This window comes from Mycolicibacterium sediminis (genome assembly GCF_010731735.1).
GTDB classification, from domain to species: domain Bacteria; phylum Actinomycetota; class Actinomycetes; order Mycobacteriales; family Mycobacteriaceae; genus Mycobacterium; species Mycobacterium sediminis.
In genome coordinates this window covers 3,748,385-3,774,074 of record NZ_AP022588.1, presented here as the reverse complement: position 1 = coordinate 3,774,074, position 25,690 = coordinate 3,748,385, and the positions used below count along the sequence as shown (strand labels likewise).

The window sequence follows — 25,690 nt, the reverse complement described above, 5'->3', positions numbered from 1 at the left end:
GGGACGTCGCGCGTCCGCCCGGCGGAAGGGACCACCACACGCCATGCGGGTGCACCACCTGAACTGCGGCACCATGAACGCACCCGGTGCCGACGTCGTCTGCCACGTCCTGCTCGTCGAGACCGATGGCGGACTCGTCCTGGTGGACACGGGGTTCGGCCTGCGGGACTGCGCCGATCCCCGGCGGATCGGGCCGGTTCGCCACCTGCTGCGGCCGCGGTTCGACGCCGCCGAGACCGCGGCACGGCAGGTCGAGGGCCTCGGGTTCCGCATCGACGACGTGCGTCACGTCGTGACGACCCACTTCGACGTCGACCACATCGGCGGCCTCGCCGACTTCCCCGACGCCCGGATCCACGTGACCGCCGCCGAGGTGCGGGGTGCGCAGCACCCGATCCGTCGGGAGAGGTTCCGGTTCCGCCCCGAGCAGTGGGCGCACGGGCCCCACCTCGTCACCCACGAGCCCGACGGCGAGGCGTGGCGCGGCTTCGCCGCCGCCAAGGAACTCGACGAGATCGCGCCGGGCATCGTGCTGGTGTCGCTGCCCGGGCACAGCGCGGGTCATGCGTGCGTGGCGGTCGACGCGGGCGACCGGTGGATCCTGCACGCCGGGGACGCGTTCTACTACCGCGGCACCATCGACGGCGTCGGCACGATCCCGCGCGGCATGCGGGTGTCGGAGTCGCTGATCGCGTGGGACGCCCGGCGGGTGCGGGACAACCATGCCCGGCTCGCCGAGCTGTACGCCCGCCGCGACCCGGACCTGCTCATCGTGTCGGCGCACGACCCCACGCTGCTCGCCGAGGCGCTACACGGGAAGCGTTGAGCCGGTTTCCTTCTCGGCGACGTCGACCAGGCGCGCCGCGAGTTCGTAGTCGCACGCCACGGCGGACCGTCCGATCAGCACCGGGCCGCCGCGCAGCCCGAACCGACCGTCCACGCCGACGTAGCTGCCCGGCGGGATCGGCTCGCTGAGGCAGTACAGCGTGGGTGCGGCACCCTGGTCGATGTCGTTGGCCAACACGCCGCCCACCGCCTGGACGCCGCGGTGCACGAGCGACATGAGGGGCTTGTCCGAGACGTGCGAGAGGTTCGATGCCACCCAGCCGGGATGCACGAGCTGGGCGACGACCGGTGAGCCGGCGGCGCGCAGCCGACGGTCCAGTTCGAGCCCCCACAGCATGACGGCCAGCTTCGAGCGCGCGTAGGCGCCCATGACGTTCCACGAGGTGTTCCGCAGGTGCAGGTCGTCGATGCGCAGCGTGGCCGATCGGTGCGCGTCGGAGCCGACGTTGACGATCGTCGAGCGGATCCGCCCGAACAGGAGGTTGGTCAGCACGAACGGCCCGAGCAGGTTCGTGCCGATGGTCGTCTCGAACCCGTCGACGGTCTCGGTCCGGTACTGCGACAGCGCTCCCGCGTTGTTGATCAGGACGTCGACGTCGTCGTCGATCTTCTCGGCGAACGAGCGGACCGACGCGAGGTTCGCGAGGTCGAGTTCGACCACCGACGTCGATCCGCCCATCTCGGCGGCGCGCTGCTCGCCGAGGGCGGTGTTGCGGACGGCCAGGATGACGTGCGCGCCGGCTTGGGTCAGCGCGCGGGCCGTCCCGAGTCCGACGCCGTTGGTCGCGCCCGTCACGATGATCCGTTGGCCGGTGAGGTCGCCGAGTCGGCTCGGAGTCCAGTTCGTCGTCACGTCCGCGACCCTACCCAGCGGGGCCCTGCGTCACGCGATCGCGCCGGAGTCCTTGAGGGCCTCGATCCGGTCCCAGTCGAAGCCCAGCTCCATCAGCACAAGTTCGGTGTGCTCGGACGCCTGTGGCGCCCTGGTGGTCTCCAGTGGCTCGTGGTTGAACTGCACGGGACCGCGGACCACCCTGAACGGCGCGCCGCCGTCGCCGGCCTCCACCTCGACGACCATGTCGTTGGCCAGTGCCTGCTCGTCGGTGGCGAGGTCGATCAGGCTCTGGAACGGCGCCCACTGCCCGCGCATCGTCTTCAGGTGCCGTCGCCAGTAGTCGAACGGCCTGCTCCGGATCGAGTCGGCAATCAATGATGCTGCCGCCGAGGCATTCTCGATCAGGGGCATGACATCGCTGAACCGCGGGTCGTCGGCGAGTTCGGGCAGCCCCAAGTGCTCGAAGGCGTCCCGGATGTACCCGGTGGGGCTGACGATGCAGAGGTTGATGGTGCCGCCGTCGGAGGTGAGGTAGTTGCCGAGGAACGGGTTGACCGTTGGACCGACCTCGGTGGGCAGGGTCGAGCGCATCGTCTCGCCGGTCTCCATCCCCTGGGTGACGCTGGCCCCGGCCGCCCACCACGCGGTGCTGAGCAGCGACACGTCGACCTCGGAGGTCTCGCCGGTGCGCTCGCGATGGAACAGCGCGGCGGAGATGCCGCCGGCGATGTTCATGCCGCCGATCGAGTCGCCGAAGGCCGGAATGCCCTGCGGGAGCGCGCCTCCGATGCCCTCTGGCGTGAGGGCGTGACCGACGCCGCTGCGCGTCCAGAACGCCGTGCCGTCGAATCCGCCGACGAGACGCTCGGGCCCCTTGTCCCCGTAGGCACTCCCGCGGGCGTAGACGATGTCGGGGTTGACGGCGCGGATGTGCTCGACGTCGAACTTGTTCTTCTGCCGCGCCTGCGGCATGTAGTTGGTGAGGAACACGTCGGCCGTCCTCGCGATCTCGTACAGCACCTCCTGCCCCTCGGGCGTGGACACGTCGATGCCGACGCTGCGCTTGCCGCGGTTGGGGTGCTCCATGAGCGGGTGCCGGTCGGGGTCGAGCTGGATGCCGCCCATGTAGAGGAAGCCACGCTGGGTGTCGCCGCGGACGGGGTGCTCGACCTTGATGACGTCGGCACCCCAGTCGGCCAGGATGGCGCCGGCCGCGGGGACGAAGGTGAACTGTGCGACCTCGAGGACCCGTACGCCCTGCATCACCTTGATCACGTCGGCACTCCCCGTCGTCGGTCGTTACAGTCGAAGCCTCGACTGTAACCGTTGTCAGTGCCAGGCGCGGCGGGTCTGGGCCTCGACGTCGCCGTCGTGGATGCGCTGGAAGTTGCGTCCCCCGCGCGCGAACGTGGCGTGCACGGCCGGCGGCACCACCGGGTCGGGCACCGGCGCGGCACGCCAGTCGCAGCGGCGGACGTGGACGAGGTCGACGTCGGCCGCCGCCGGACTCGCGTCGTAGTGCCACGGGCCGGTGAGCCGGCCGAGCCAGATGGCGCCGTCGTCGTCGCGGGTCCAGGCGTAGGCGCCGGTGGGCACTGCGGCGAACCGCTCGATCCGGCGCGCGAGCCGCTCGTCGTACTGGATGCGAGCGAGGGTCACGGCGTCGTCGAGGTCGTCGGGCGGTGGTACGAGGACGCCGCCGAATCCGCAGATCGCCCGCCGCCGCGCCCACGCCACGGACTCGCCGAGCGGGACGTCGTCGCGCCGCGAGCGCAGGGGTGCGCGGTAGACGCCCGCAGACATCCCGCTACCCGTCCGCTCGCGGTCTCGCGCCGCGGCGTGCGTCGTGCACCAGCATCGCCACGTGCAGGGAGGTCAGGGACTCCGCGTCGTCGAGGTCGACGCCGAGGATGCGTTCGATGGTCGCGAGGCGCTTGTAGAGGGCGGGCCTGCTGACGTGCAGGCGGCCCGCGAGCGCGGCCTTGTTGCCCGCCGAGGCGAGGTATTCGCGCAGCACCGTCAGGTTGCTCGGCTCGGCAGTGTCCGAACTGCGAAGCAGCGCACCGAGTTCGGTCTCCGCGAACCCCTGCACCCGCGGGTCGTCGCGCAGCAGCGCGAGCAGGCCGCGCAACCGTACGTCGGACGCCCGGTAGTAGGCCCGCGCGTCGGCGCCCATGCCGAGAGCCACCTCCGCGACGTGGGAGGCCTCGGCGAGACCCTCGACCGCGTCGACGACGTCGCCGGCCGCTGGACCCACGGCGGTGACCGCGGCCACGGCGTGCACGCGCCGGATCTCGGTGCGCAGGTCGGTGCCCAGCACCGTCAGCGCGTGCTCGTCGCCACCGGCCCGCGTCGCGGCCAGCGTGACGACCGCTCCCACCTCCCCGTCGCGGCGGATGGTGAACAGCCCGGTGTGCCCGGCGGCGTTGACCACGTGGGCCACGGTGTCCAGAAGATCGACGTTGCGACGTTGCGCCGCAACGGGATCCGCTCCATCCGACGGCCGGTCGACCCGGACCGTCACCGGCAGGTACCTGGTCGACTTGCGCAGGCCTAGCGCGTGCGCGCGCGCCGCCGCTTCGCGCCCGTCGGTGATGCGGCCGCGCAGGACGTCGTCGATCAGCCCGCTCTGCGCCTGCTGATGCAGGCCGGACCGGTCGCGTTCGATCATGCGGTTCAGGGCGAGTGCGGCGGCCGCGCGTTCCAGCACCCGTCTCGCGCGCTCCGCGTCGCCCGGCGGGCGGGGGACGATCAGGCGGCCCCACTCCTCGGCCCGCGGTCCCACCGACGTGACCAGCCAGTCCTCGTCGCCACCGGTCGTCGCACGCCGGGACCGGACCTCCCAGTCGTCGAGGAGTGCCGCCGCCGCGCGACCGGTGACCGACGTGGCCAGCGCCTGGTGCGCGAGGTCCTCGAGGACCACGGGTTCGTCGAGCATCCGTGCTGCGGCGTCGACGATGCCGGTGACCGACGCGCGCTTCATGCTGAGTTCGGTGAACACCTCGTGGACGCGGCGGTCGAAGGTCACCTCCTCGTACTGCGCGGCGACGATGCGGCGGTGGACGGCCTCGGTGACCTCGACGAACTTGATCTCGCGGTGCAGGGCGATCAGTGCCAGGTCGAGGTCCTTCGCCATGGCCGCAACGGTCGCCGAGACGGCGGGCAGCGACGGACCAAGTTCGACCACGACGCCGAGGGCCCCCGCGTCCGCGAGGCTCTGGAGGTAGACCCGCGGCGTACGGCGAAGCGCGGCCCCGGTGCTGAGGAGCAGCTCGCCGCCCTGCAGCAGCGCGGACAGGTCGGCGACGTCACCGACGTGCACCCACCTGATCTCGTCACCCCAGTGGCTGTCGCTCAGCACCTCGGGGTCGCCGCGCCGGACGACCGGCAGCGCGACGACGTCCGCCACGGTCAGAGCCATTGACACAGTGTAAACGGAATCGGCGAATCGGTGACGGTGTGCACCGGTCCATTCAGCGGCCCGGCTGCGAGAATCGACGGTGTCACCACCAGCAACGCGGCTGGGCCGGTCCACCACCCGCACGAAGGACGCCTCCATGCCCACGATCTCCCACTGGCTGAACAACGAGACCTTCGCCGGCGACAGCAGCGCGACGGCTCCCGTGACCAACCCCGCGACGGGTGAGGTCACCGGCGACGTGTCGCTGGCTAGCGTCGCCGATGCTCAGGCCGTCATCGACGCCGCCGCCGCCGCCTTCCCGGCGTGGCGCGACACCAGCCTGGCCAAGCGCACCCAGATCCTGTTCAACTTCCGCGAGCTGCTGAACTCCCGCAAGGGCGAGCTGGCCGCGCTCATCACCGCCGAGCACGGCAAGGTGCTCTCCGACGCCCTCGGCGAGGTGAGCCGTGGCCAGGAGGTCGTCGAGTTCGCCTGCGGCATCCCGCATCTGCTCAAGGGTGGCTTCACCGAGAACGCCTCGACCAACGTCGACGTCTACTCGATCCGCCAGCCGCTGGGCGTCGTCGGCGTCATCTCGCCGTTCAACTTCCCCGCGATGGTCCCGATGTGGTTCTTCCCCATCGCGATCGCCACGGGCAACACCGTGGTGCTGAAGCCGTCGGAGAAGGATCCGTCGGCGTCGCTGTGGATCGCCGCGCTGTGGGCCGAGGCCGGATTGCCCGCGGGCGTCTTCAACGTGCTGCAGGGCGACAAGACCGCCGTCGACGAGCTGCTAACCAACCCGAAGGTCAAGTCGGTCAGCTTCGTCGGTTCGACCCCGATCGCGCAGTACGTCTACGCCACCGGCACGTCGGCGGGCAAGCGCGTCCAGGCCCTCGGCGGCGCGAAGAACCACGCCGTGGTGCTGCCGGACGCCGACCTCGACCTGGCCGCCGACGCGATGGTCAACGCCGGCTTCGGCTCGGCCGGTGAGCGCTGCATGGCGATCTCGGCCTGCGTCGCCGTCGGCCCGATCGCCGACGACCTCGTCGCCAAGATCGCCGAGCGCACCACGCCGCTCAAGATCGGCGACGGCACGAAGGACTCCGACATGGGCCCGCTGGTGACGAAGGCGCACCGAGACAAGGTGGCGTCCTACATCGACGCCGGCGAGAACGACGGTGCCAAGATCGTCGTCGACGGCCGGACGGTCAGCGCCGACGGTGGGCAGGACGGCTTCTGGCTGGGCCCCACCCTGATCGACCAGGTGACGCCGCAGATGAGCGTCTACACCGACGAGATCTTCGGACCGGTCCTGTCGGTCGTGCGCGTCGAGACCTACGACGAGGCGATGGAGCTGATCAACGCCAACCCCTACGGCAACGGCACGGCGATCTTCACCAACGACGGCGGCGCGGCACGTCGCTTCCAGAACGAGGTCCAGGTCGGCATGGTCGGCATCAACGTGCCGATCCCCGTCCCGATGGCGTACTACAGCTTCGGCGGCTGGAAGAACTCGCTGTTCGGCGACAGCCACGCCCACGGCATGGACGGCGTGCAGTTCTTCACCCGCCAGAAGGCGATCACGCAGCGCTGGCTCGACCCGAGCCACGGCGGCATCAACCTCGGGTTCCCCGAGAACGCCTGACCCCCTCCTCGGCTGAGCCCCTCCTCGGCGAGCGTGCGTGTCTGCGGGCGACACGCCGCACTCGTACCTGAGTTCGCGCACGCTCGCCGCGGAACTAGTTGCCCGACGTCGCCGACCACAGTGAAGGATGGACCCATGACCACCACCACCCAGGACACCGCGACCCTGCCCAACGGCCTGTCGGTCGAGGACGCGCGCGCCGAGGCCGCCCGCACCTACGAACTCGACCGGACCCACGTCTTCCATTCGTGGTCGGCGCAGGGGCAGATCAAGCCGATGACGATCGTGGCGTCGGACGGCTCCTACGTGTGGGACGGCGACGGCAACAAGCTGCTCGACTTCTCCGGCCAGCTGGTCTTCACCAACATCGGTCACCAGCACCCCAAGGTGGTCGCGGCGATCCAGGCGCAGGCCGCCAAGCTGTGCACGGTGGCGCCGCAGCACGCCAACGACGCTCGCTCGGAGGCCGCCCGCCTGATCGCCGAGCGCACGCCGGGCGACCTGAACCGGGTGTTCTTCACCAACGGCGGCGCCGACGCCGTCGAGCACGCCGTGCGCATGGCCCGGCTGCACACCGGCCGGTACAAGGTCCTGTCGCGCTACCGCTCCTACCACGGCGGCACCGACACCGCGATCAACCTGACCGGCGACCCGCGCCGCTACCCCAACGACTACGCCAGCGCCGGCGTCGTGCACTTCAACGGACCGTTCCTGTACCGCAGCTCGTTCCACGCGGAGAACGAGCAGCAGGAAACCGAGCGGGCGCTGGAGTACCTGGACCGGCTGATCCAGCACGAGGGCGCGTCGTCATTCGCCGCGATCATCCTCGAGTCGGTGCCCGGCACCGCGGGCATCATGGTCCCGCCGCCCGGCTACATGGCCGGCGTGCGGGAGATCTGCGACAGGTACGGCATGGTGATGATCGCCGACGAGGTGATGGCCGGTTTCGGCCGTACCGGTGAGTGGTTCGCGATCCAGAACTTCGACGTGACACCGGACCTCATCACGTTCGCGAAGGGCGTCACGTCGGGCTACGTGCCACTGGGCGGCGTCGCGATCAGCGAAGAGATCGCCGCGACGTTCAACGACCGCGCCTACCCGGGCGGCCTGACCTACTCCGGCCATCCGCTGGCGTGTGCGGCGGCCGTCGCAACGATCAACGCGATGGAGGACGAGGGCATGGTGGCCAATGCCAAGCGCATCGGCACCGACGTCCTCGGCCCCGGTCTGCGCGACCTGGCCGCCAAGCACCGCTGCGTCGGCGAGGTCCGCGGCCTCGGCGTGTTCTGGGCGATCGAACTCGTGGCCGATCAGGAGACGCGGGAACCGTTGGCACCCTATGGCGGCTCGAGCCCCGCGATGAACGCGGTCATCGGCGCCTGCAAGTCGGGTGGTCTGCTGCCGTTCGCGAACTTCAACCGCATCCACGCCGTGCCCGCGTGCAACGTCACCGACGACGAGGTGGCCGAGGGTCTGCGCATCCTCGACGCGGCGTTCGACGTCGCCGACGCGGAGCTGTAGGCCAGACCGGTCGCGGCCGCCTCAGAACGGTGGCTCTTCCGGCGTCTCGTCCGGATCCCGTTCGGGCGGCCGCCAATCGGCGGAGATGCGTTCGTCCTCGCGGGGGTCGTTGACCCAGGTGCACCACGGGCTGACGCTCGGTCGGCCGCCCTTGAGGTTGAGCAGCGTGCGACGCATGTCGTTGCGCCACTTGCGGATGTCGATCTCGGCGTACCGTGCCCGGTTCAGCACGAGCGTCTGCTCGTTGGCTGCCCGCTTGGCGTGCATCCCGTCGCGGGCCGCGGCGATGCGGGCGGCCTTCTCCCGCCGCCGGTTGCGCTTGCGCGGCCTGGGCATGCCGCAGGCGGCGGCGATCCCGTCGAACAGCTCGGCACCGTCGGGCGTACTGCGGTACTGGCGCCCCGTCGGCGACGTCCACACGATGGTGCCGTCGGCGAGTTGGGCGTCACGCCACCCGTCGGGACCGCCGTGAAAGGTCTTGAGCCGGTGGTGCTGACGGCAGTAGCAGCCGAGGTTCCCTGGCACCGTGCGCCCACCCGCTGACGGATCGTCGTGGTCGAAGGGGACGGTGTGGTCGACGTCGGCGCGCCAGGCCGGGCGGTCGCAGCCGGGGAACCGGCACGTCAGATCCCGGCACCGGATCCACCGCTCGACCGCCGCGGACGGCTGGTACCGCAGCGACGCCGCGACCTCCGCGCTCGTCGGCGGCGGACCCACCGGCCGCACGATCGCGCCGGTGGCGATCTGGCGGACCTGCTCGGCGTCGATGACGCCGTACCCCTCCAGGTGCCCGGGCTCCTCGCTGCGGCCGTTGAGCGTCGCCTCGCCGGCGATCACGTTGACGACGAACCGCGCCCTACCCCGGGATTCGGATCCAGCCGGTTCGACGGGGCAGCCCGACCGCCCGCAGGTGCACGCCAGTTCGCGGCCGTCGGTGAGCGCCTCGATGGCGTCTGCGCGGCGCTGCATCGTGGTTCGCGGATCGTTCGCGCACACCGAGGCCGCCATGTCGGTGATCCGCTTGTCGAACATCGCCGCCGCCGGCGCCGGGATCGACGCCCTGATCGCGGCCATGCCATTGGGCTTGGCCGTCACCCTCAGGTAGCGGTCGGTGTCGGCGGCCACCCTCCGCTCCTTCGCCCCACCGGGGTCGAGGCGGGCGATCGCGGCGTCGACGGCGTTGATGACCCGCCGCCGCGACCACGACGGCCACCCGGAGACCTTCGTGGCGAGCCGCTGGTCCAGCTCGACCATCGCGTCGGGGTCGACCAGTTCAGTCCGGCGGATGATCACCTCGCACGTGGGCCAGTCGATGCGGCCGTCCGCGAGCAGGGCGGCAACCTCGGGCAGCCGGGCATCGAGCGCCTCGGCGTGCGAGACGATGGCGCTCGCCGACGACGGCGGCAGGTTGAGTGCGGCGCCGACTTCGGCCGTCGTGCGGGCGAACCCGGTGATCATGGCGTAGCCCGGGTCGTCGTCGACGCCTTCGGCTTCCAGCGTGCGATGCCCGAGTAACTCCGCGACCGCGGCCATGCGCCTGCCGATGATCGCGGCCTCCTCCCGACGGCACTGCTCCACCTCGGTGAGCAGATCGTCGGGCGAGAGTGTTTCGAACACATGTTCGATTCTACCGCAGGCGACCGACACGCGCCGAGAAGCCGCCCGAGCGTGAAAACCACGACGCGACACGCTGATCGGGCGTCGCCACGTTCACACTCGAGGGTCCGACCCACCCGTCAGCACCTTCGCACGGTCACGCGCGGACATCGCACCCCACACCCCGTGCGTCTCCCGGACGGCCAGCGCGTGCTCGCGGCACAGGTTCACGACCGGGCAGGAGCGGCAGATCTGCTTGGCCCGCTCCTCGCGGGCACGCAGACCGACGCGACCCGAGTCCTCCGGGAAGAACACCTCGGGCGGCAGCCGCCGGCACTCCCCCTCGTACTGCCAGTCCCACTCCTCGACCAGCGGCCGTGGCCGAGCGTGCGATGCCGTCATGGGTGTCAGTGTCGCCGCGGGGCGGACACGGGGAGAAGACATCCACTCGCCACGAGTCCAGCGCCCGGACTTACGCGCGACGCGAGCAGAAGTCGGGTGGCCATCATCTGCACGGTGACCGACCACGCCCGACGGGACGTCGACCCAGGTCAGGCCGGGGTCGCCAGCGACTGCGCCGCCGGCCGCCACGGCGCAGACTGGTGAGAGGAGCGAATCGGAGGCAACGAAGCGGAATCACCGACGGCAGCCGACGGTTCGTCAGGAGGACCGCGCACGACGAAAGCGAGCACCCTCAGTGTCCCGAGAAGCGTCCCAACAAGCACAGTCACTGCACCTCGCCGTCGCCCTCGACGGCACCGGGTGGCACCCGGCGTCATGGCGCGAGCCCGGCGCCCGCCCCCGCGAACTGCTCACCGCGAGGTACTGGACCGACCTCGTCACGGCGGCCGAACGCGGCCTGCTGGACTTCGTGACGATCGAGGACGCGCTGGCGCTGCAGTCGGAGGACGGGTCCACTCCCGACGACCGCACAGACCGCACCGATCGCGTCGGGGGCCGGCTCGACGCCGTGCTGATCGCGTCCCGCGTCGCCCCGCTGACGCGGCACGTCGGCTTCCTCCCGGCGGCGGTCGTCACCCACACCGAGCCATTCCACCTGTCCAAGGCCATCGCGACGCTCGACTACGTCAGCTCCGGCCGAGCGGGTCTGCGGGTGCGGGTCGCGCCCAGTCCGGCGACGGCGCGGCACTTCGGCCGTAGGGACGTCCCGTCGGTCGACGAGTTGTTCGCCGAGGCCGCCGACTACGTCGAGGTGGTCCGCAGGCTCTGGGACAGCTGGGAGGACGACGCGGTGATCCGCGACGTCGGCACCGGCAGGTACGTCGACCGAAACCGGTTGCACTACATCGACTTCGAAGGCGACTACTTCTCCGTCCGTGGACCATCGATCACGCCGCGACCGCCGCAGGGTCAGCCGGTCGTCGCCGCACTCACGCACGGCGGCCCGGCGGACGGGCTGGTCGTCACCAGCGCCGACGTCGGCTTCGTCACCCCTCGCGACACGGCCGAGGCGATCACGCGGGTCGGTGACGTCGCGGCGCTGCGGCCCGACGGACTCGACCCGGTGCGCCTGTTCGCCGACGTGGAGGTGGTCCTCGCCGACACTGACGCCGAGGCCGCCGCGCGCCGTGACCGGCTCGACGAGCGTGCCGGCGTCGAGCATCGAAGCGACGCACACACGTTCGTGGGCACCCCCGCCGGACTGGCCGACCTGCTGCAGGAGTGGCACGCCGCCGGCCTCGCCGGGTTCCGACTACGTCCCGCCGTCCTGCCCGACGACCTGACCCGGATCGTCGACGCGCTGGTCCCCGAGCTGCAGCGGCGGGGCGCCTTCCGCACCAGCTACGCCGCCCGCACCTTCCGCGAGGCGCTCGGACTGCCCCGCCCCGTCAACCGCTATGCCACCGCCTGAGCGTCAGGAAGCACCGATGAGCAAACCGATCAAGCAGATTCACCTCGCCGCGCACTTCCCCGGCGTCAACAACACCACCGTGTGGAGTGACCCCGCCTCCGGCAGCCACATCGAATTCGACTCGTTCGTCCGGTTCGCCCAGACCGCCGAGCGCGGCAAGTTCGACTTCATGTTCCTCGCCGAGGGCCTGCGACTGCGCGAGCAGAACGGGCAGATCTACGACCTCGACGTCGTCGGCCGACCCGACACGTTCACGGTGCTCGCCGCGCTGGCCGCGGTGACGGAGCGCCTCGGGCTGACCGGCACCATTAACTCCACGTTCAACGAGCCCTACGAGGTGGCCCGCCAGTTCGCGTCACTCGACCACCTGTCCGATGGCCGGGCCGCGTGGAACGTCGTCACGTCGTGGGATGCGTTCACCGGTGAGAACTTCCGCCGCGGCGGCTACCTCGCCGAAGACCAGCGCTACACGCGCGCCGAGAGCTTCCTCGAGGCCGCACACGTCCTGTTCGACTCCTGGCACGGCGACGAGATCGTGGCCGATAAGGACGCCGGGCGCTTCCTGTCGGACCCGCGTGCCGGCGAGTTCGCCTACGCCGGCGACCACTTCGACATCGGCGGCCGGTTCGACGTACCGCGCAGCCCGCAGGGCAGGCCGGTGATCTTCCAGGCCGGCGACTCCGACCGCGGTCGGGAGTTCGCGGCCTCGGCCGCCGACGCGATCTTCTCGAGGCATGGCACCCTGGCCGAGGGGCAGGCGTTCTTCGCCGACGTCAAGGGCCGGCTGGCCACGTACGGCCGCGCCAACGACGACCTGCTGATCCTGCCCGCGGCGACGTTCGTCCTCGGCGACACCGATGCCGAAGCCGCCGACATCGCCCACGACGTCCGGCTCGCCCAGGTCTCCCCCGCGACGGCGATCAAGTTCCTCGAGCAACTCTGGAACCGCGACCTGTCCGACCACGATCCCGACGGGCCCCTGCCGACCGTCGACCCCGTCGTCGGCGAGAACACCATCGCGAAGGGCCGGGCCAGCGTCCGCATGCACCGCGATCCGATCGCCACCGCCAACGAATGGCGCGCCCGGGCGGAAGCCGAGAACCTGACCACACGTGAACTCATCATCGAGGTCACCGGCAGGCAGAACTTCATCGGTTCGGCCGCCACCATCGCCGACGAGATCAACCACCTCGTGCAGGCCGACGCGAGTGACGGTTTCATCCTGGTGCCGCACGTGACGCCGACCGGACTGGACCCCTTCGTCGATCAGGTGGTGCCGCTCCTGCAGGAGCGCGGCGTGTTTCGCACCGAGTACAGCGGCACGACGCTGCGCGACCACCTGGGCCTGGCGCAGCCGTCACGCCGCGTCCTGCAGCCATGATCGGATCACTGCGTACCGTCGTCCTCGATTGCCCGGCCCCCAGCTCACTCGCCGAGTTCTACGCCGGCCTCCTCGGCGGCGAGATCAACTCCGCCGAGTCCGAGGACGACTGGGTGGTGCTCGACGTGACGTCCGGCACCCGCCTGGCGTTCCAGACGGCGCCCGAGCACCGACCGCCGGAGTTCCCGGACCCCCGAGGCTCGCAGCAGTTCCACCTCGACGTCCGTGTCGATGACCCCGACGCCGCCGAACGAGAGGTGCTGGCACTCGGCGCGACTCGCATCCAGGGCGTCGGGGACGAGGTGGACGAGAAGTTCCGGGTGTTCCGGGACCCGGCCGGCCACACGTTCTGTCTCGTATGGGGCGTCGAGGACTGAGTCAGCCTCGCAGCTGCGGCAGCACGTCCTTCTCCCACGCGGCGAAGAACCCCTCCATGTCGGGCCCGATCTGCTGCACGTACACCTCGTCGACGCCCGCCTCCAGGTAGGGGCGGATCTGCTGGGCGTGCTCGTCCGCGTCCGGCCCGCACGTGACCGACTCGCCCACCTTCTCGCGCGGCACGAGGCTCATCGCGTCCTCGAAGTCCTTTGGCCGCGGCAGGATCTGCGCGAGCTGACCCGGCAGGCTCTCGTTGGCCCACAGCCGATGTGCCGCGTCGAGGCCTGCGTCCGCGTCGCGGTCCCAGCTCACCTTCGTGCCGGCCTGCACCGGCTTGTCCCCGCCACCGGACTCGCGGAACGCCTTGATCAGCTCCGCGTCGGGCATGGTGGTGCAGAAGCCGTCGCCGATGCGCCCGGCGAGTTCGGCTGCCTGGGTTCCGAAGCCCGACACGTAGATCGGGACGGGCTGCTCCGGCAGCGTGTAGATGCGCGCCTCCTGCACTTCGTAGTGCAGGCCGTGGTAGCTGATCTCCCTGCCCTCGTGCAGCTTTCGGATGATCTCGAGTGACTCCTCGAGCATCTCGAGGCGCACGCCGACCGATGGCCACGGGTCGCCCAGGACGTGTTCGTTGAGCGCCTCGCCGCTGCCGACGCCGAAGACGAACCGGCCGTCGAGCTGCACGGCGGCGGTGGCCACGGCCTGCGCGATGATCGCGGGGTGGATGCGGATGGTCGGGCACGTGACGGCCGTCGTGACGGGGAGCGACGTCACCTCCGACAAGGCACCGATCACACCCCACACGAAGGGGCTTTGGCCCTGCTCGTCGTTCCACGGATGGAAGTGGTCCGAGATCCACAGGGCCTCGAACCCCGCCGCCTCGGCGCGCTTCGCCTGGTCGATCAATTCCTTCGGGCCGAACTGTTCACAGGACAGGAAGTATCCGATCTTTGCCATCGTGATCCCATACCCCGTCCGTCCGCGGGTACGCCTCTACTGGTGGATGTCGTACTGGGCGATCTTGCGGTAGAGCGTGGCGCGGCTCATCCCCAGTTCGCGAGCGGCGTCGGCCATCGTCGAATCCTGCAGTCCGAGGACCCGGATGATCTCGCCGCGCTCGAATGCCTCGATCCGCGACAGGTGTCGGGTGCTGCCCGCCAACACCTCCGGAGGCAGTCCGCCGACGTCGATCACGTCGGCCCGGCCCGCGGCGTGCGTGACGACGCGGGTCAGCTCGTCGACGTTGCCAGGCCAGTCGTGATTGCGCAGCGCCCTCGCCGCGGCCGGGGTGACGTCGACGTCACGGCCCCGCACCCGGCGGGCGACGTGCAGCGCCAGCGGCAGCACGTCGTCGCACCGATCTCGCAGCGGCGGTACGTCGACCACGGTGTCGACGAGTTCCGCCAGCGCCGGGGGGATGTCCGCGAAGCGCTCCGCGGTCACCGCGAACGGCACCGCCGCCTCGGTGCTGCCGCGAAGGACCAGTGCGCGCAGCCGTTCGGCGACCCAGGTCGGCAGCATGTCGACGTTGCGGACGATGACCGCGGTGTGTGACTTGCCGAGTTCCGGTGTCCACAGCCCCAACCACGTCTGGACGTCGGTCGGTGCGGGCGCCGTCGCGGACAGGATGCGATCCCTCGGATGGACGTGGCGGGCGGCCTGCGCCAGCGACGTCGCCCGCCCGGAGCCGAGTTCACCCACCGCAGCGACGATTCCGCCGGAGGCCATCCCACGCTCCGCGGCCGCTACGACGTCGTTCCACTGCGTGGACAGGTCGTGCAACGTGCCTGACCCCGGCTCCAGCCTCGGTACCTCGACCCGGAACACCTGACCCCGGGGCGGCTGTCGGCGCGGCCGCCCGCTAGTCCGGGCGAGCATCAACGCGCTGGTGTTGCTGGCCGCCGACCGAGCCAGCGCGAGCAGCAGGTCGCTCGACGACCGCGACCAGGTGGTGAGGTTGACACTGCCCTCCAGACGACCGGTCTGTGGATCGAGGACGGGGACGGCGGCGCAGGTGAAGCTGCACAGACTCATCGAGTAGTGCTGCTCGGCACGAACCAGCGTCGGCACCCGGTCGGCCAGGGCGAGGCCGAGCCCGTTGGTGCCCACCTCGCGCTCGGAATAGGCGAACCCAGGTGCCAGGTGGACGTCGTCCAGAGCCTCGAGCAGTGACCGGTCACCCGAGAGCCGGGAGAGCACGACGCCCTCGGCGTCGGTGAGCATCATGCTCACCGGCTCGTTCGCCAGCGTCCGGTGCAGATCGGCGAGTACCTCGTTGCCACATTCGAAGAACAGCGACCCGAGGTCGTCGGTACCCGTGAACACCGGCTCGACCGCGTCCAGCGAGATCCCGTACTCCTCGCTGCGCTGCCATGACGCCAGCAGTCGACGGGGCACCGCCTCGGCGGTGACCGCGACGTCGCCGGACTCGCGGCGCTGCGCACGGTGCAGCCCCACGCGTTCGGGGACTCCGGCGGTCACGCGCACCTCCTGTGATCCACGTTACAAATCCTGCCACCCTCGCGCACCGCGGTGTGCATCCGCAGCGTCTCAGATTGAGACGCCACGGCCCTCGGCACCGGCTCGTCGCGCTCCTAGGCTCGCCTCAGTGTTGTGACAGCCGTCACACCAGGGAAGGACAGCCCCATGTACCGCAAGGACGACACCAGCTACTTCATCGTCGACGCCCACATCGCCCTGTGGGACGCGCGACCGGAGAATCAGCGCAACATCCACGGCAAGCAGTTCATCGACTGCTTCTACGACTACCACCGCAACCTGTCGCCGGAGTCGGAGCTGTGGACCTACGACGAGTACCTGTACCAGGGCGGCGAACGGCTGATGAAGGACCTCTTCACCGACGGCTACGTCGACCATGCGATCTTCCAGCCGGCCCACCTCGGCGAGTTCTACTACAAGGGCTTCGGCCAGACCGACGAGGCGTCCGAGCTGGCCGCCAAGCACCCGGACAAGCTGACCTACAACCACCACTTCGATCCCCGCAACGGTGAGCAGGGGCTCGATCAGCTGCGCCTCGACGCCGAGAAGTACCACCTCAAGGGCGTCAAGCTCTACACCGCGGAATGGCACGGTGACTCCCGCGGCTACAAGCTCGACGACCCGTGGGCGTACCGCTACTTCGAGGCGTGCCGCGAGCTGGGCATCCGAAACATCCACGTGCACAAGGGACCCACGATCCGGCCGCTGGACCGCGATGCCTTCGACGTCGCCGACGTCGACCACGTCGCGTCCGACTTCACGGACCTCAACTTCGTCGTCGAGCACTGCGGGCTGCCCCGACTCGAGGACTTCTGCTGGATCGCCACGCAGGAACCGAACGTGCACGCCGGTCTCGCCGTCGCCATGCCGTTCATCCACACCCGACCGAAGTACTTCGCGCAGATCATGGGAGAACTCCTGTACTGGATCGGTGAGGACCGCATCCAGTTCTCGTCCGATTACGCGCTGTGGACGCCGAGGTGGCTCGTCGAGGCCTTCGTCGACTTCCAGATCCCCGACGACCTCGGCGAGTACGCACCGATCACCACCGACCAGAAGAAGAAGGTGCTCGGCCTCAACGCCGCGAAGATGTACGACATCCCGGTGCCGGCGGAACTCCAGATCCCCGACGCCGCGGAGACCGAGACCGGGCCACGGGGCGCCGACAATCTGGTGGACGCGTGACGACGCGGTACGACTCGGCCCTCGCAGCACTCGCCACGGTGATGGATCCCGAACTCGACGAGCCGATCACCTCGCTCGGCTTCGTTCGCTCGCTGACCCTGTCGCCGGGTGGCAACGTAAAGGTGCACCTACGGCTGCCGACGTCGTTCTGCTCCCCGAACTTCGCCTACCTGATGGCATCGGACTCCAAGGACGTCCTCAACGGTCTCGACTGGACACACGTCGTGACGGTCGAACTCGACGACCATCACGACTCGTTGATCATCAACGCGGGCTTGGCGGCAGACGCCGGGTACCGCGGCACGTTCGGTCACGAGGCCGACGTCGGCCTCGACGAACTGCGGGAGACGTTCCGGCGCAAGGCCCACACCGCGGCGATGGAGCGCTGCCTGACCGCGCTGTTGCGTGCCGGGTTCCCGTCCGAGTCGATCGGCTCGGCCACGCTGGCCGACCTGCCGGCCGACGACGCGTCCCGCGCACTGCTGCACCGCCGGGCAGCCCTGGGGCTGCCGACCGGCGGCGACTCGGCCGTGCTCGTCGACCACGAGGGGCGTCCACCCGAAGACCCGGAACTGGCTCTGCGCCGCGCCCGGTCGACGCGGATCTCCATCGACGGCAACGCGCACTTCTGCCGGGGGCTGCTCGGCACCCGTTACGGCGACGAGACACCAGCCTTGCCAACCACTTTCACCCCACTCACCATCCTCGAAGGAGTCCACCCATGAGCACCATGAGGGCCGTCCGTGTCGTCGGCTATCACCAGAACCTCGAGATGGCCGACGTGGAGAAGCCGACGCCGACGGGCCCGTTCGACGTCGTGGTGAAGATCGGCGGGGCCGGGGTCTGCCGCACCGACCTGCACATCCTGGAGGGGCAATGGGCGGAGAAGTCCCAGGTCGAGCTGCCGTACACGATCGGACACGAGAACGCCGGCTGGGTGGAGGCCGTCGGCTCGGCCGTCACGAACGTCGTGGAGGGCGACAAGGTGATCGTGCACCCGCTGATCACCTGCGGGCTGTGCCGGGCGTGCAGATCCGGTGACGACGTCCACTGTGAGGCGAATCAGTTTCCAGGCATCGACACCAACGGCGGGTACGCCGAATACCTGAAGACGTCGGCGCGCAGCGTGGTGAAGATCGACGACTCGCTCGAACCGTCGGACGTCGCCGCGCTGGCCGACGCGGGTCTCACCGCCTATCACGCCGCCGCGAAGGCCGCCAAGCGGCTGACCCCGCGTGACCGTGTGGTCATGATCGGCGCAGGCGGCCTCGGGCACATCGGAATCCAGGTGATGAAGTCGCTGTCCCCCGCCGAACTCATCGTCGTCGACCGCAACCCGGAGGCGCTGAAGCTCGCAGAGGCCATCGGCGCCGATTGCGGGGTCATGGCCGACGGAACCCAGGTGCAGCAGGTGCTCGACCTCACCGGCGGCCACGGCGCCGAGGCCGTCGTCGACTTCGTGGGCGAGGGTGGCGCGACCGCCGAGGGCGTCGCGATGTTGCGCGGGGCGGGCGACTACTACGTCGTGGGTTACGGCGAGAACATCGACGTCCCGACCATCGACGTCGTCTCCAATGAGATCAACTTCATCGGCAACCTCGTCGGCTCCTACAACGACCTGTGCGACCTCATGGCGCTTGCCGCCCGCGGCAAGGTCAACCTGCACACCCAGAAGTACCAACTCGACGACTTCCAGTCGGCCATCACCGATCTCGACAACGGCAACGTCCGCGGTCGCGCCATTCTGATCCCCTAGGGGGCGCCGTGATCTTCATCGTGGTCAAGTGGACCCCGAAACCGGAGTTCGTCGAGACGTTTCCCGACGTCGTCGCCGACTTCACCGCAGCCACCCGCAACGAACCGGGCAACCTGTTCTTCGAGTGGTCGCGCAGCATCGACGATCCCTCGGAATACGTTCTCGTCGAGGGGTTTCGCGACGGCGATGCCGGTGGCGAGCACGTCGGCAGCGAGCACTTCAAGACGTTCGTCGCCGCAGCGCCCGACGTGCTGGCGTCGACGCCGCTGATCATCAGCCACTCCATCGACGCGGAGGGATGGTCGGAGATGGGCGAGATCAGGGTCGACTGATCGTTCGTTCGAGCCGTCAACCCAGGACGATGCGCAGCCGTTCCCAGCCCCGCACGGTCGACGTCGGGGCGAGGCGGGCCGTCGACTCGTCGATTCCCCAGTCGGGCCACCGGTTCAGCATCTCGTCGAGCGCGACGCGTCCCTCCAGACGCGCGAGGTTGGCGCCGAGGCAGTAGTGCACTCCCTTGCCGAACGTCAGGTGCGAGATGTCGGTGCGGCGAAGGTCGAAGACGTCGGGGTCGGCGTAGCGGCGGGGGTCGCGGTTGGCGGCGCCGAACAACAGCAGGACCGCACTGCCGGCGGGAATGGTCCGGCCGTGGCACACGACGTCCCTGGCAACGAAGCGGCCGACGTGCGGCCCCGTGGGCTCGAAGCGCAGCGTCTCGTCGATGGCGCGGTTGAGCAGTGAGCGGTCCTCGTGGACGAGTCGGCGCTGCTCGGGATGGTCCGCGAGCACCTTCGCCAGCCAGCCGATCAGGCGGCCGGTGGTCTCGTTGCCCGCACCGGCGACCACCTGCGTGTAGTGCAGCACCTCCCCGCGGGTCAGCTTCCGGGTGACGCCGTCGCCGTCGGTGAACTCGACGTTCAGCAGCGAGGTCATCAGATCGTCGGAGGGGTTCTTGGAGCGCCACTCGACGTACTCCGCGTAGATCCGACCATCGGCGATCGCGTCGGGGTTCGACACCCGCATCGGCGCTCCGGGCTTGGTGCGCAGGCCGGCGTCGTTGGCGTCTCGCACCGCGATCTGCTCCGTTTCCGGTATGCCGAGGAGCATTCCGATGACCCGCATCGGCATCATCGCCGCCAGTTCGGCGATCACGTCGAAGCCGTCCGTGCCGACGTGCGGGTCGAGACAGCGCACGCAGTAGGCCCGGATCTGGTCCTCGATCGCCGCCATGCGGCGCGGTGTGAACACCCGAGACACCAGACCGCGGAGCATCGTGTGCACGGGCGGATCCTCGAACATCATCACGCCCTCGGGCATGTCGAAGTCGGAGTTGATCAGCTCGAGGATGTCACTGCGGTCGTTGGAGTAGGTCTGCCAATCGGCCAGTGCGCGTTCGACGTCGGCGTGCCGGGAGATCGCCCAGAAGTCGTAGCGCCCGTTGTGGTAGATCGGTGCCTCGTCACGCAGACGCGCGTAGACGGGGTATGGGTCCGCGACGATGTCGGTGTCGTAGGGGTCGTAGTACACGTCGGCGCCGCGGGCCGTGGGGGTGGTCATGGGGCCTCCTCGAAGCTGAGCGACTGCCCAGCATCTGCGGCGATTGTATGGCAGCGTCGTCCGACCGTCAGGTGTTTGCGGAGCCCGCTCCGGGGTAAAGGCGACTGGTGTTCGCCCCCAGAATCCTCACCCCGATCGTCGCGTTCCTCGGCGTCCTGGCGCTGGCCGCGCCTCCGTCGGCCACCGCCGCACCGTCGACCCAGGTCCCCACCGCACCCGTCGACCAGGGGCTGCTCGACACCCAGGTGGAGCCGGGCGTCGCCCGCATCGACACCACCATCCCCTTCCAGGGGGCCCTCGGTGCGGGCACCGGGATCGTGCTGTCCCCCGGCGGCGAGGTGCTGACCAACTTCCACGTGGTGCAGGGTGCCGAGACCATCACCGCGACGGTCGACGGGCGTCGCTTCGACGCGGACCTGGCCGGCTACGACAGGAGCAACGACATCGCGCTGCTGCGGCTGCGCGGCGCCCGTGACCTTCGCGCCGTCCCGATCGGCAGCGTGAACGACCTCGCTCGGGGCGAGTCCGTCGTCGCGCTGGGCAATGCGAACGGGACCGGCAGTCCCGTCACGCGCGAGCAGGGCACCGTGACGGGGTTCGGGCGGGAGATCACGGCCCGCGACGAATTGACCGGCAACGCCGAACAGCTCACCGGCCTCGTCGAGTTCGGCGCGCCGGTGCGTGCCGGCGACTCGGGCGGCCCGCTGGTCGACGACGCCGGACGCGTGGTCGGCATCACGACCGCCGCGTCGCAGACCTTCGAAATGCAGGCGGGCGGTGAGGGGTTTGCGATCCCGATCGACCGCGCCATCGGGATCGCCGGGCAGATCAGGTCCGGCGCGCCGACGGCGACCGTGCACATCGGGCCGCCCGCCCTGCTCGGCGTCGGCGTGAGCGCCGCGGCGGGCCGGCCCGGGACCGGCGTGATCGCGGGCGAGGTGCTGCGCGGCGGCCCCGCCGACGCGGCCGGTCTGCGGCCCGGGGACCTGATCACCAGCGTCGACGGACAGGCCGTCGACTCGGGGTCGGCGCTGACCAGCGTCCTGGACCGCCGGGTGCCCGGTGACACGGTCGACGTGACCTTCGTGGACACCGATGGCAACCGGCAGGTGACGCGGGCTACGCTCGCTGCCTGACCTGCGGAGTGGACCTTTCGAGCGGTGATCGGCCATCCTAGGGGGGACAGCCGAACATCCGCCCGCGGAGGATCCCATCACCACGAACGACCGATGAGCACCCCGCAACGCCTGTCCGACCGCTACGAACTCGGAGACATCATCGGGTTGGGCGGCATGGCAGAGGTGCACCTCGCCCGCGACCTCCGACTTCACCGTGACGTCGCGGTCAAGGTGCTGCGCGTGGACCTCGCTCGCGACCCGCAGTTCCAGCTCCGCTTCAAGCGGGAGGCGAAGAACGCCGCCGCGCTGAACCACCCCGCCATCGTGGCCGTCCACGACACCGGGGACGCGGAGACCAGCCACGGGCTGCTCCCCTACATCGTCATGGAGTACGTCGACGGCGTGACCCTGCGCGACATCGTCCGCACCGACGGCCCGCTGGCGCCCCGACGGGCGATCGAGATCATCGCCGACGTCTGCCAGGCGCTGAACTTCAGCCACCAGCACGGCATCGTGCACCGCGACGTCAAACCCGCCAACGTCATGATCAGCAAGACCGGCGCGGTGAAGGTGATGGACTTCGGCATCGCCCGGGCGCTGTCCGACGCGGGCAACAGTCTGACCGCGACGGCGACGGTGATCGGCACCGCGCAGTACCTGTCCCCCGAGCAGGCCAGCGGCGAGACGGTCGACGCCCGGTCCGACGTCTACTCGCTCGGGTGCGTCCTCTACGAACTGCTCACCGGCGATCCTCCGTTCATCGGCGACTCCCCCATCTCGGTGGCCTACCAACACGTCCGCGTAGAGCCCACCCCACCGTCGCGGCGGCAGGCCGGGATCAGCCCCGCACTGGACGCCGTGGTGCTCAAGTCGCTCGCCAAGAAGCCCGACGAGCGCTACCAGAGCGCCGCGGAGATGCGGTCGGACCTGATCCGCGTCCACGGCGGCGAAGCCCCGAAGGCGCTCGGCGACACGCCGCCCCGCGCCACGCCGACCGGCCGCCATGCCGCGGCACCGCCTCCGCGTGACCCGCACCCGGCGGCCGACCACGACACGCAGCCCGCCACCCGGCAACCGGACGCGCCGCCCCGACGCTCGTCGACGCGCAGGTGGTCGATCGTGGCCGTCGCGCTGCTCTCGGTCGTGGCGGTCATCGCCGCCGTGTCCATCACCGTCTTCGGCGGCGGGAAGGACCTCCGGGTGCCCGACGTCGGCGGCCGGACGGAGGCCGCGGCCGTGGCCGAGCTGCGCAGCCGCGGCTTCGAGACCCGTTCACAGGAGCAGACCGACTCGAACGTCCCGAGCGGAACGGTGATCGACACCAGCCCCGCCGCCGACGCCGAGGCCGCCACCGGCGACGAGATCGTCGTCAACGTCTCGTCGGGGCCACCGCAGAGTCAGATCCCGGACGTTGAGAATCTGACTCCGGAGGACGCGGAGAGCCGGTTGCGTCAGGCCGGCTTCGAGAACCTCACCCGCACCGCCGACCAGTCCGCGCCGGAACTCAAGGATCGCGTGCTGTCCACCAGCCCTCCCGCAGGATCGTCGACCGGCAACACGACGCGGGTCGAGATCGTCGTGGGCAGCGGTCCCGACAGCAAGCCGGTGCCCGACGTCAAGCGCCGGCCCGCGGAGGTCGCCGAGGACATCCTGCGTGCGGACGGGTTCACGTCCCCGTTCCGGGTGACGGTCGACAGCCCGCTCCCGGCCGGCGAGGTCGTCGACACCAGCCCGTCCGCGGGTCAGGTCGCCGCCGTCGACAGCGTGATCCAGGTTCAGGTCTCGCTGGCCAACCAGTTCGTGATGCCCGACCTGAAGAACCAGTTCTGGGACGAGGCTCAGCAACGCCTGCAGAGCATGGGCTGGACCGGTGGCATGGACCGCGGCCCGGACGTGCCGGGCGGCGACGCCGGTCGCGCGAGGGTGGTCGCCCAGGACCCGCCCGCCGGGGCGGGGGTCGCCTTCGGCGGCAGGGTCACGCTGAGCTTCGGGTCCTGAGCTAGGCGTCGTCCTCGTCGCCGTCGGCCTGCTTCACGTCGTCGCTGCCGGGGACGGGTTCGAGCCCGCCCTTGGCGAGTTCCACGCCCACCGACGCCGGTCGGAACCGTCGTTCGGTCAGCCCCTCGATGAGCCGGGCGAAGCTGCGCGTCAACGACTTCGGGACGTGATCGGGGTCCATCAGGTCGTTCTCCGCGAGGGGACTGCCCTCGTCGGCGACGGTGCGTCCCGTGAACGGCCGCAGGGTCCGGCCACTGCCGCGCAGCGTCTCGACGGTGGTCAGGAACGACCCGTTCAGCGCCAGTTCGTCCCTAAATTCCTCGACCGGCACCCCGAGGTGCTCGGTGACGAGGCGATCGCGCAGCGTCGTGATCTCGCGGCGGACGTCGTCCGCCCGGTCGCCGCCGGTGGGCACCTCGAGCGCGATGTCGCACTCGCTGTCGAAGCCCATCGACCGGTTGTTCAGGTTGGACGATCCGATGCGCAGCAACCGGTCGTCGATCACCATGACCTTGGAGTGGACGTAGACCGGGGTGCCGCCGTCGGTCACCGGCCAGTAGACCCCGAACCTGCCGTGCTCGTCGGCCTCCCACAGCAGGTGCAGCAGGAGCTGACGGGCACTGTCCATCGATTCCTGCTCCAGCCGGCTCTCGGAGCTGCGGGGCAGGACGACCACGACCTCGGGCCCGTCCGGCTCCTTGAGACGCTCCGCCAGGGCCTCGGCGAGCCGGCGCGAGGCGAGGTACTGGTTCTCGAGGTAGATCGTGTCGCGGGCCGCCGCGATCGCGGCGAGGTTCAGTGCCTCGACCTCGCGCACCTCGTCACGGTCCTCGAAGGTCGGCAGGGTGCGGGCGATCGCGACGTCGACGTCGGGCAGGGTCGGTGACAGGTCCCGCGGCCACGCGACGTGCCGCGCCTCGATCTCGGTGAGCTTCTGCCCGGTGGCCCACTCCCAGCGATCCCGGGCGTGCTCACCGAGGGCACGCGCCGCGGCGCCGTCGACGCCGAGGCCCACCTCGTGCCGCGGGCCGTGGGTGCGGCCGGCGATCTTGCGGGTGTCGTCGTCGTCGGCGTGCTCGGGGGTGTCCCACCGGTCGAGCGTGAAGTCGAGGCCGCCGCACAGTGCGAAGGAGTCGTCCACGACGACGATCTTCTGATGGTGCACCGACCCCACCGGGTGGGCGGGGTCGATCGCGAGGTGCAACCGCTTGCTGCTGATCCGGTTCATCAGCGAGACCGGCGTGACCCCGAACCAGAAGTCGTCGAAGGCGGGCAGCAACTTCAGGTTGGACTTCAGCAGGTAGATCTCGAGGGCGGGTCGCTTCCACACGATCCACTGCAGGAAGGCGCCGAGCTGGTTGGGGCCGGGAAGTGTTGCGGCGCCGCGTTCGAACGGCGTCCTGGCGTCGAAGTCCCAGCCGACGAGCACGATTCGGTGCTGGGCCCGCAGCATTGCCGCCTTCGCATGCCGGAAGTAGTCGGCCGCGTCGATGATGCAGGCGAATTGGTCGGCCCGGTCGACCCGCCAGCAGGTCTCGCCAGGGGTCAGGATCGGATCGGCGCGCACGGTCGACCCGTTCACATCGGGGCACGAAGAGGCACGGACATGGTGTGAGTGAACCACACACCGGCCCACGGACAGCTACTCCGTAACCGACGTCACGGAACCGCCGGTACCGCCATCTTCGGCGTCGGCGTCACACACGCGCCACCCGTTCGACGTTTGACGGGATGCCCTGGTGGGCAAATCGTCGGAGCACAGTGCTGCGGCCATTCGTGGCAGCCCACGCAGACCACCACCGTGCACACCAAGCTGCCCCTGGCAGCTCGACGAAGGGATTGCACCATGGCACTGGACGACGACGACATCACCACCTCCGGCGCGGGCGGCGAAGGCCCGGCAGACGGCGGCTCCAACCCCGGCGGCCACGACGGCGGCGCCGACGGCTCGGCCGGTGGCGAAGGCCCCGCCGACGGCGGCTCCAACCCCGACGGACATGACGGCGGCGCCGACGGCTCGGCCGGTGGCGAAGGCCCCGCCGACGGCGGCTCCAACCCCGACGGCCACGACGGCGGCGCCGACGGCACCGCTTAAATTG

The 25,690-nt window shown here is 70.2% G+C and carries 23 protein-coding genes; 13 read left to right on the top strand and 10 right to left on the bottom strand.

Features of this window, described 5'->3' with window-relative positions; all coding sequences use genetic code 11:
• The first annotated feature begins 43 nt into the window (after positions 1 to 43).
• Positions 44 to 826: an MBL fold metallo-hydrolase gene (locus tag G6N64_RS18080; RefSeq protein WP_163798422.1), complete on the top strand. Its 783-nt coding sequence runs from the start codon at positions 44 to 46 to the stop codon at positions 824 to 826.
• On the opposite strand, the gene G6N64_RS18075 is transcribed toward G6N64_RS18080, so the two are convergent.
• The 4 genes from G6N64_RS18075 to G6N64_RS18060 all read right to left on the bottom strand — a co-directional run bounded on the left by G6N64_RS18075 (position 809) and on the right by G6N64_RS18060 (position 5,102).
• A complete protein-coding gene (locus tag G6N64_RS18075; RefSeq protein ID WP_163798420.1) occupies positions 809 to 1,699 on the bottom strand; it encodes an SDR family NAD(P)-dependent oxidoreductase in 891 nt (296 codons plus the stop codon). The genes G6N64_RS18080 and G6N64_RS18075 overlap by 18 nt on opposite strands.
• A gap of 30 nt (positions 1,700 to 1,729) precedes the next feature.
• Positions 1,730 to 2,944 (bottom strand): CaiB/BaiF CoA transferase family protein, encoded by a 1,215-nt coding sequence (locus G6N64_RS18070; protein ID WP_163801913.1) that lies wholly within the window; start codon positions 2,942 to 2,944, stop codon positions 1,730 to 1,732.
• Between the two features lie 66 nt (positions 2,945 to 3,010).
• Positions 3,011 to 3,484: a GAF domain-containing protein gene (locus G6N64_RS18065; RefSeq protein WP_163798417.1), complete on the bottom strand. Its 474-nt coding sequence runs from the start codon at positions 3,482 to 3,484 to the stop codon at positions 3,011 to 3,013.
• A gap of 4 nt (positions 3,485 to 3,488) precedes the next feature.
• A complete protein-coding gene (locus G6N64_RS18060) occupies positions 3,489 to 5,102 on the bottom strand; it encodes a PucR family transcriptional regulator (RefSeq protein ID WP_163798415.1) in 1,614 nt (537 codons plus the stop codon).
• Between the two features lie 136 nt (positions 5,103 to 5,238).
• Here G6N64_RS18060 and G6N64_RS18055 point away from each other — a divergent pair, with 136 nt between their 5' ends.
• Together G6N64_RS18055 and G6N64_RS18050 are read left to right on the top strand one after the other, a co-directional pair.
• Positions 5,239 to 6,729 (top strand): CoA-acylating methylmalonate-semialdehyde dehydrogenase, encoded by a 1,491-nt coding sequence (locus tag G6N64_RS18055; RefSeq protein WP_163798413.1) that lies wholly within the window; start codon positions 5,239 to 5,241, stop codon positions 6,727 to 6,729.
• A 135-nt stretch (positions 6,730 to 6,864) separates the two neighbouring features.
• Positions 6,865 to 8,250: an aspartate aminotransferase family protein gene (locus G6N64_RS18050; RefSeq protein ID WP_163798411.1), complete on the top strand. Its 1,386-nt coding sequence runs from the start codon at positions 6,865 to 6,867 to the stop codon at positions 8,248 to 8,250.
• Between the two features lie 21 nt (positions 8,251 to 8,271).
• On the opposite strand, the gene G6N64_RS18045 is transcribed toward G6N64_RS18050, so the two are convergent.
• Together G6N64_RS18045 and G6N64_RS18040 are read right to left on the bottom strand one after the other, a co-directional pair.
• Positions 8,272 to 9,867 (bottom strand): HNH endonuclease signature motif containing protein, encoded by a 1,596-nt coding sequence (locus G6N64_RS18045; protein WP_163798409.1) that lies wholly within the window; start codon positions 9,865 to 9,867, stop codon positions 8,272 to 8,274.
• A gap of 93 nt (positions 9,868 to 9,960) precedes the next feature.
• Positions 9,961 to 10,248: a WhiB family transcriptional regulator gene (locus G6N64_RS18040; protein WP_163798408.1), complete on the bottom strand. Its 288-nt coding sequence runs from the start codon at positions 10,246 to 10,248 to the stop codon at positions 9,961 to 9,963.
• Between the two features lie 295 nt (positions 10,249 to 10,543).
• On the opposite strand from G6N64_RS18040, the gene G6N64_RS18035 reads away from it, so the two are divergent.
• From G6N64_RS18035 to G6N64_RS18025, 3 genes are read left to right on the top strand one after another with little or no spacing between them, the layout of a single operon-like run.
• The gene (locus G6N64_RS18035) at positions 10,544 to 11,719 is read left to right on the top strand and encodes an LLM class flavin-dependent oxidoreductase (protein WP_163798406.1); all 1,176 of its coding nucleotides are present in this window, start codon (positions 10,544 to 10,546) and stop codon (positions 11,717 to 11,719) included.
• A 16-nt stretch (positions 11,720 to 11,735) separates the two neighbouring features.
• Positions 11,736 to 13,100 (top strand): NtaA/DmoA family FMN-dependent monooxygenase, encoded by a 1,365-nt coding sequence (locus tag G6N64_RS18030; protein WP_163798404.1) that lies wholly within the window; start codon positions 11,736 to 11,738, stop codon positions 13,098 to 13,100.
• Positions 13,097 to 13,477, top strand: a complete 381-nt coding sequence (locus tag G6N64_RS18025) for a VOC family protein (protein WP_163798402.1) — start codon at positions 13,097 to 13,099, stop codon at positions 13,475 to 13,477. Before G6N64_RS18030 ends, G6N64_RS18025 begins: the two co-directional genes overlap by 4 nt.
• A gap of 1 nt (position 13,478) precedes the next feature.
• On the opposite strand, the gene G6N64_RS18020 is transcribed toward G6N64_RS18025, so the two are convergent.
• Both G6N64_RS18020 and G6N64_RS18015 read right to left on the bottom strand, forming a co-directional pair.
• Positions 13,479 to 14,435, bottom strand: a complete 957-nt coding sequence (locus G6N64_RS18020) for a TIGR03557 family F420-dependent LLM class oxidoreductase (protein WP_163798401.1) — start codon at positions 14,433 to 14,435, stop codon at positions 13,479 to 13,481.
• 36 nt (positions 14,436 to 14,471) lie between these two features.
• Positions 14,472 to 15,959: an AAA-type ATPase lid domain-containing protein gene (locus G6N64_RS18015; protein WP_246230697.1), complete on the bottom strand. Its 1,488-nt coding sequence runs from the start codon at positions 15,957 to 15,959 to the stop codon at positions 14,472 to 14,474.
• A gap of 165 nt (positions 15,960 to 16,124) precedes the next feature.
• On the opposite strand from G6N64_RS18015, the gene G6N64_RS18010 reads away from it, so the two are divergent.
• The 4 genes from G6N64_RS18010 to G6N64_RS17995 are packed head-to-tail and all read left to right on the top strand — an operon-like array spanning position 16,125 to position 19,250.
• Positions 16,125 to 17,162, top strand: coding sequence for an amidohydrolase family protein (locus tag G6N64_RS18010; protein WP_163798399.1), 1,038 nt, complete (start codon positions 16,125 to 16,127; stop codon positions 17,160 to 17,162).
• Positions 17,159 to 17,887 (top strand): iron-sulfur cluster assembly protein, encoded by a 729-nt coding sequence (locus tag G6N64_RS18005; protein ID WP_264002233.1) that lies wholly within the window; start codon positions 17,159 to 17,161, stop codon positions 17,885 to 17,887. The genes G6N64_RS18010 and G6N64_RS18005 overlap by 4 nt, the downstream gene beginning before the upstream one ends.
• Positions 17,888 to 17,892: 5 nt before the next feature.
• Positions 17,893 to 18,918, top strand: coding sequence for an NAD(P)-dependent alcohol dehydrogenase (locus G6N64_RS18000; protein ID WP_163801910.1), 1,026 nt, complete (start codon positions 17,893 to 17,895; stop codon positions 18,916 to 18,918).
• An 8-nt stretch (positions 18,919 to 18,926) separates the two neighbouring features.
• The gene (locus tag G6N64_RS17995) at positions 18,927 to 19,250 is read left to right on the top strand and encodes a putative quinol monooxygenase (RefSeq protein WP_163798397.1); all 324 of its coding nucleotides are present in this window, start codon (positions 18,927 to 18,929) and stop codon (positions 19,248 to 19,250) included.
• A gap of 16 nt (positions 19,251 to 19,266) precedes the next feature.
• Here G6N64_RS17995 and G6N64_RS17990 read toward each other — a convergent pair whose 3' ends face one another.
• A complete protein-coding gene (locus G6N64_RS17990; protein WP_163798394.1) occupies positions 19,267 to 20,475 on the bottom strand; it encodes a cytochrome P450 in 1,209 nt (402 codons plus the stop codon).
• Between the two features lie 107 nt (positions 20,476 to 20,582).
• Between G6N64_RS17990 and G6N64_RS17985 the strand changes: the two genes are divergently transcribed.
• Entirely contained in the window at positions 20,583 to 21,611 is a 1,029-nt protein-coding gene (locus tag G6N64_RS17985) for a S1C family serine protease (RefSeq protein WP_246230696.1), read from the top strand.
• A 93-nt stretch (positions 21,612 to 21,704) separates the two neighbouring features.
• Positions 21,705 to 23,591: a Stk1 family PASTA domain-containing Ser/Thr kinase gene (gene pknB, locus G6N64_RS17980; protein ID WP_163798391.1), complete on the top strand. Its 1,887-nt coding sequence runs from the start codon at positions 21,705 to 21,707 to the stop codon at positions 23,589 to 23,591.
• Between the two features lies 1 nt (position 23,592).
• Here pknB and G6N64_RS17975 read toward each other — a convergent pair whose 3' ends face one another.
• Positions 23,593 to 25,158: a phospholipase D-like domain-containing protein gene (locus G6N64_RS17975; RefSeq protein ID WP_163798390.1), complete on the bottom strand. Its 1,566-nt coding sequence runs from the start codon at positions 25,156 to 25,158 to the stop codon at positions 23,593 to 23,595.
• Positions 25,159 to 25,437: 279 nt separating this feature from the next.
• On the opposite strand from G6N64_RS17975, the gene G6N64_RS17970 reads away from it, so the two are divergent.
• Entirely contained in the window at positions 25,438 to 25,686 is a 249-nt protein-coding gene (locus G6N64_RS17970) for a BatC protein (protein ID WP_163798388.1), read from the top strand.
• Positions 25,687 to 25,690: the final 4 nt, after the last annotated feature.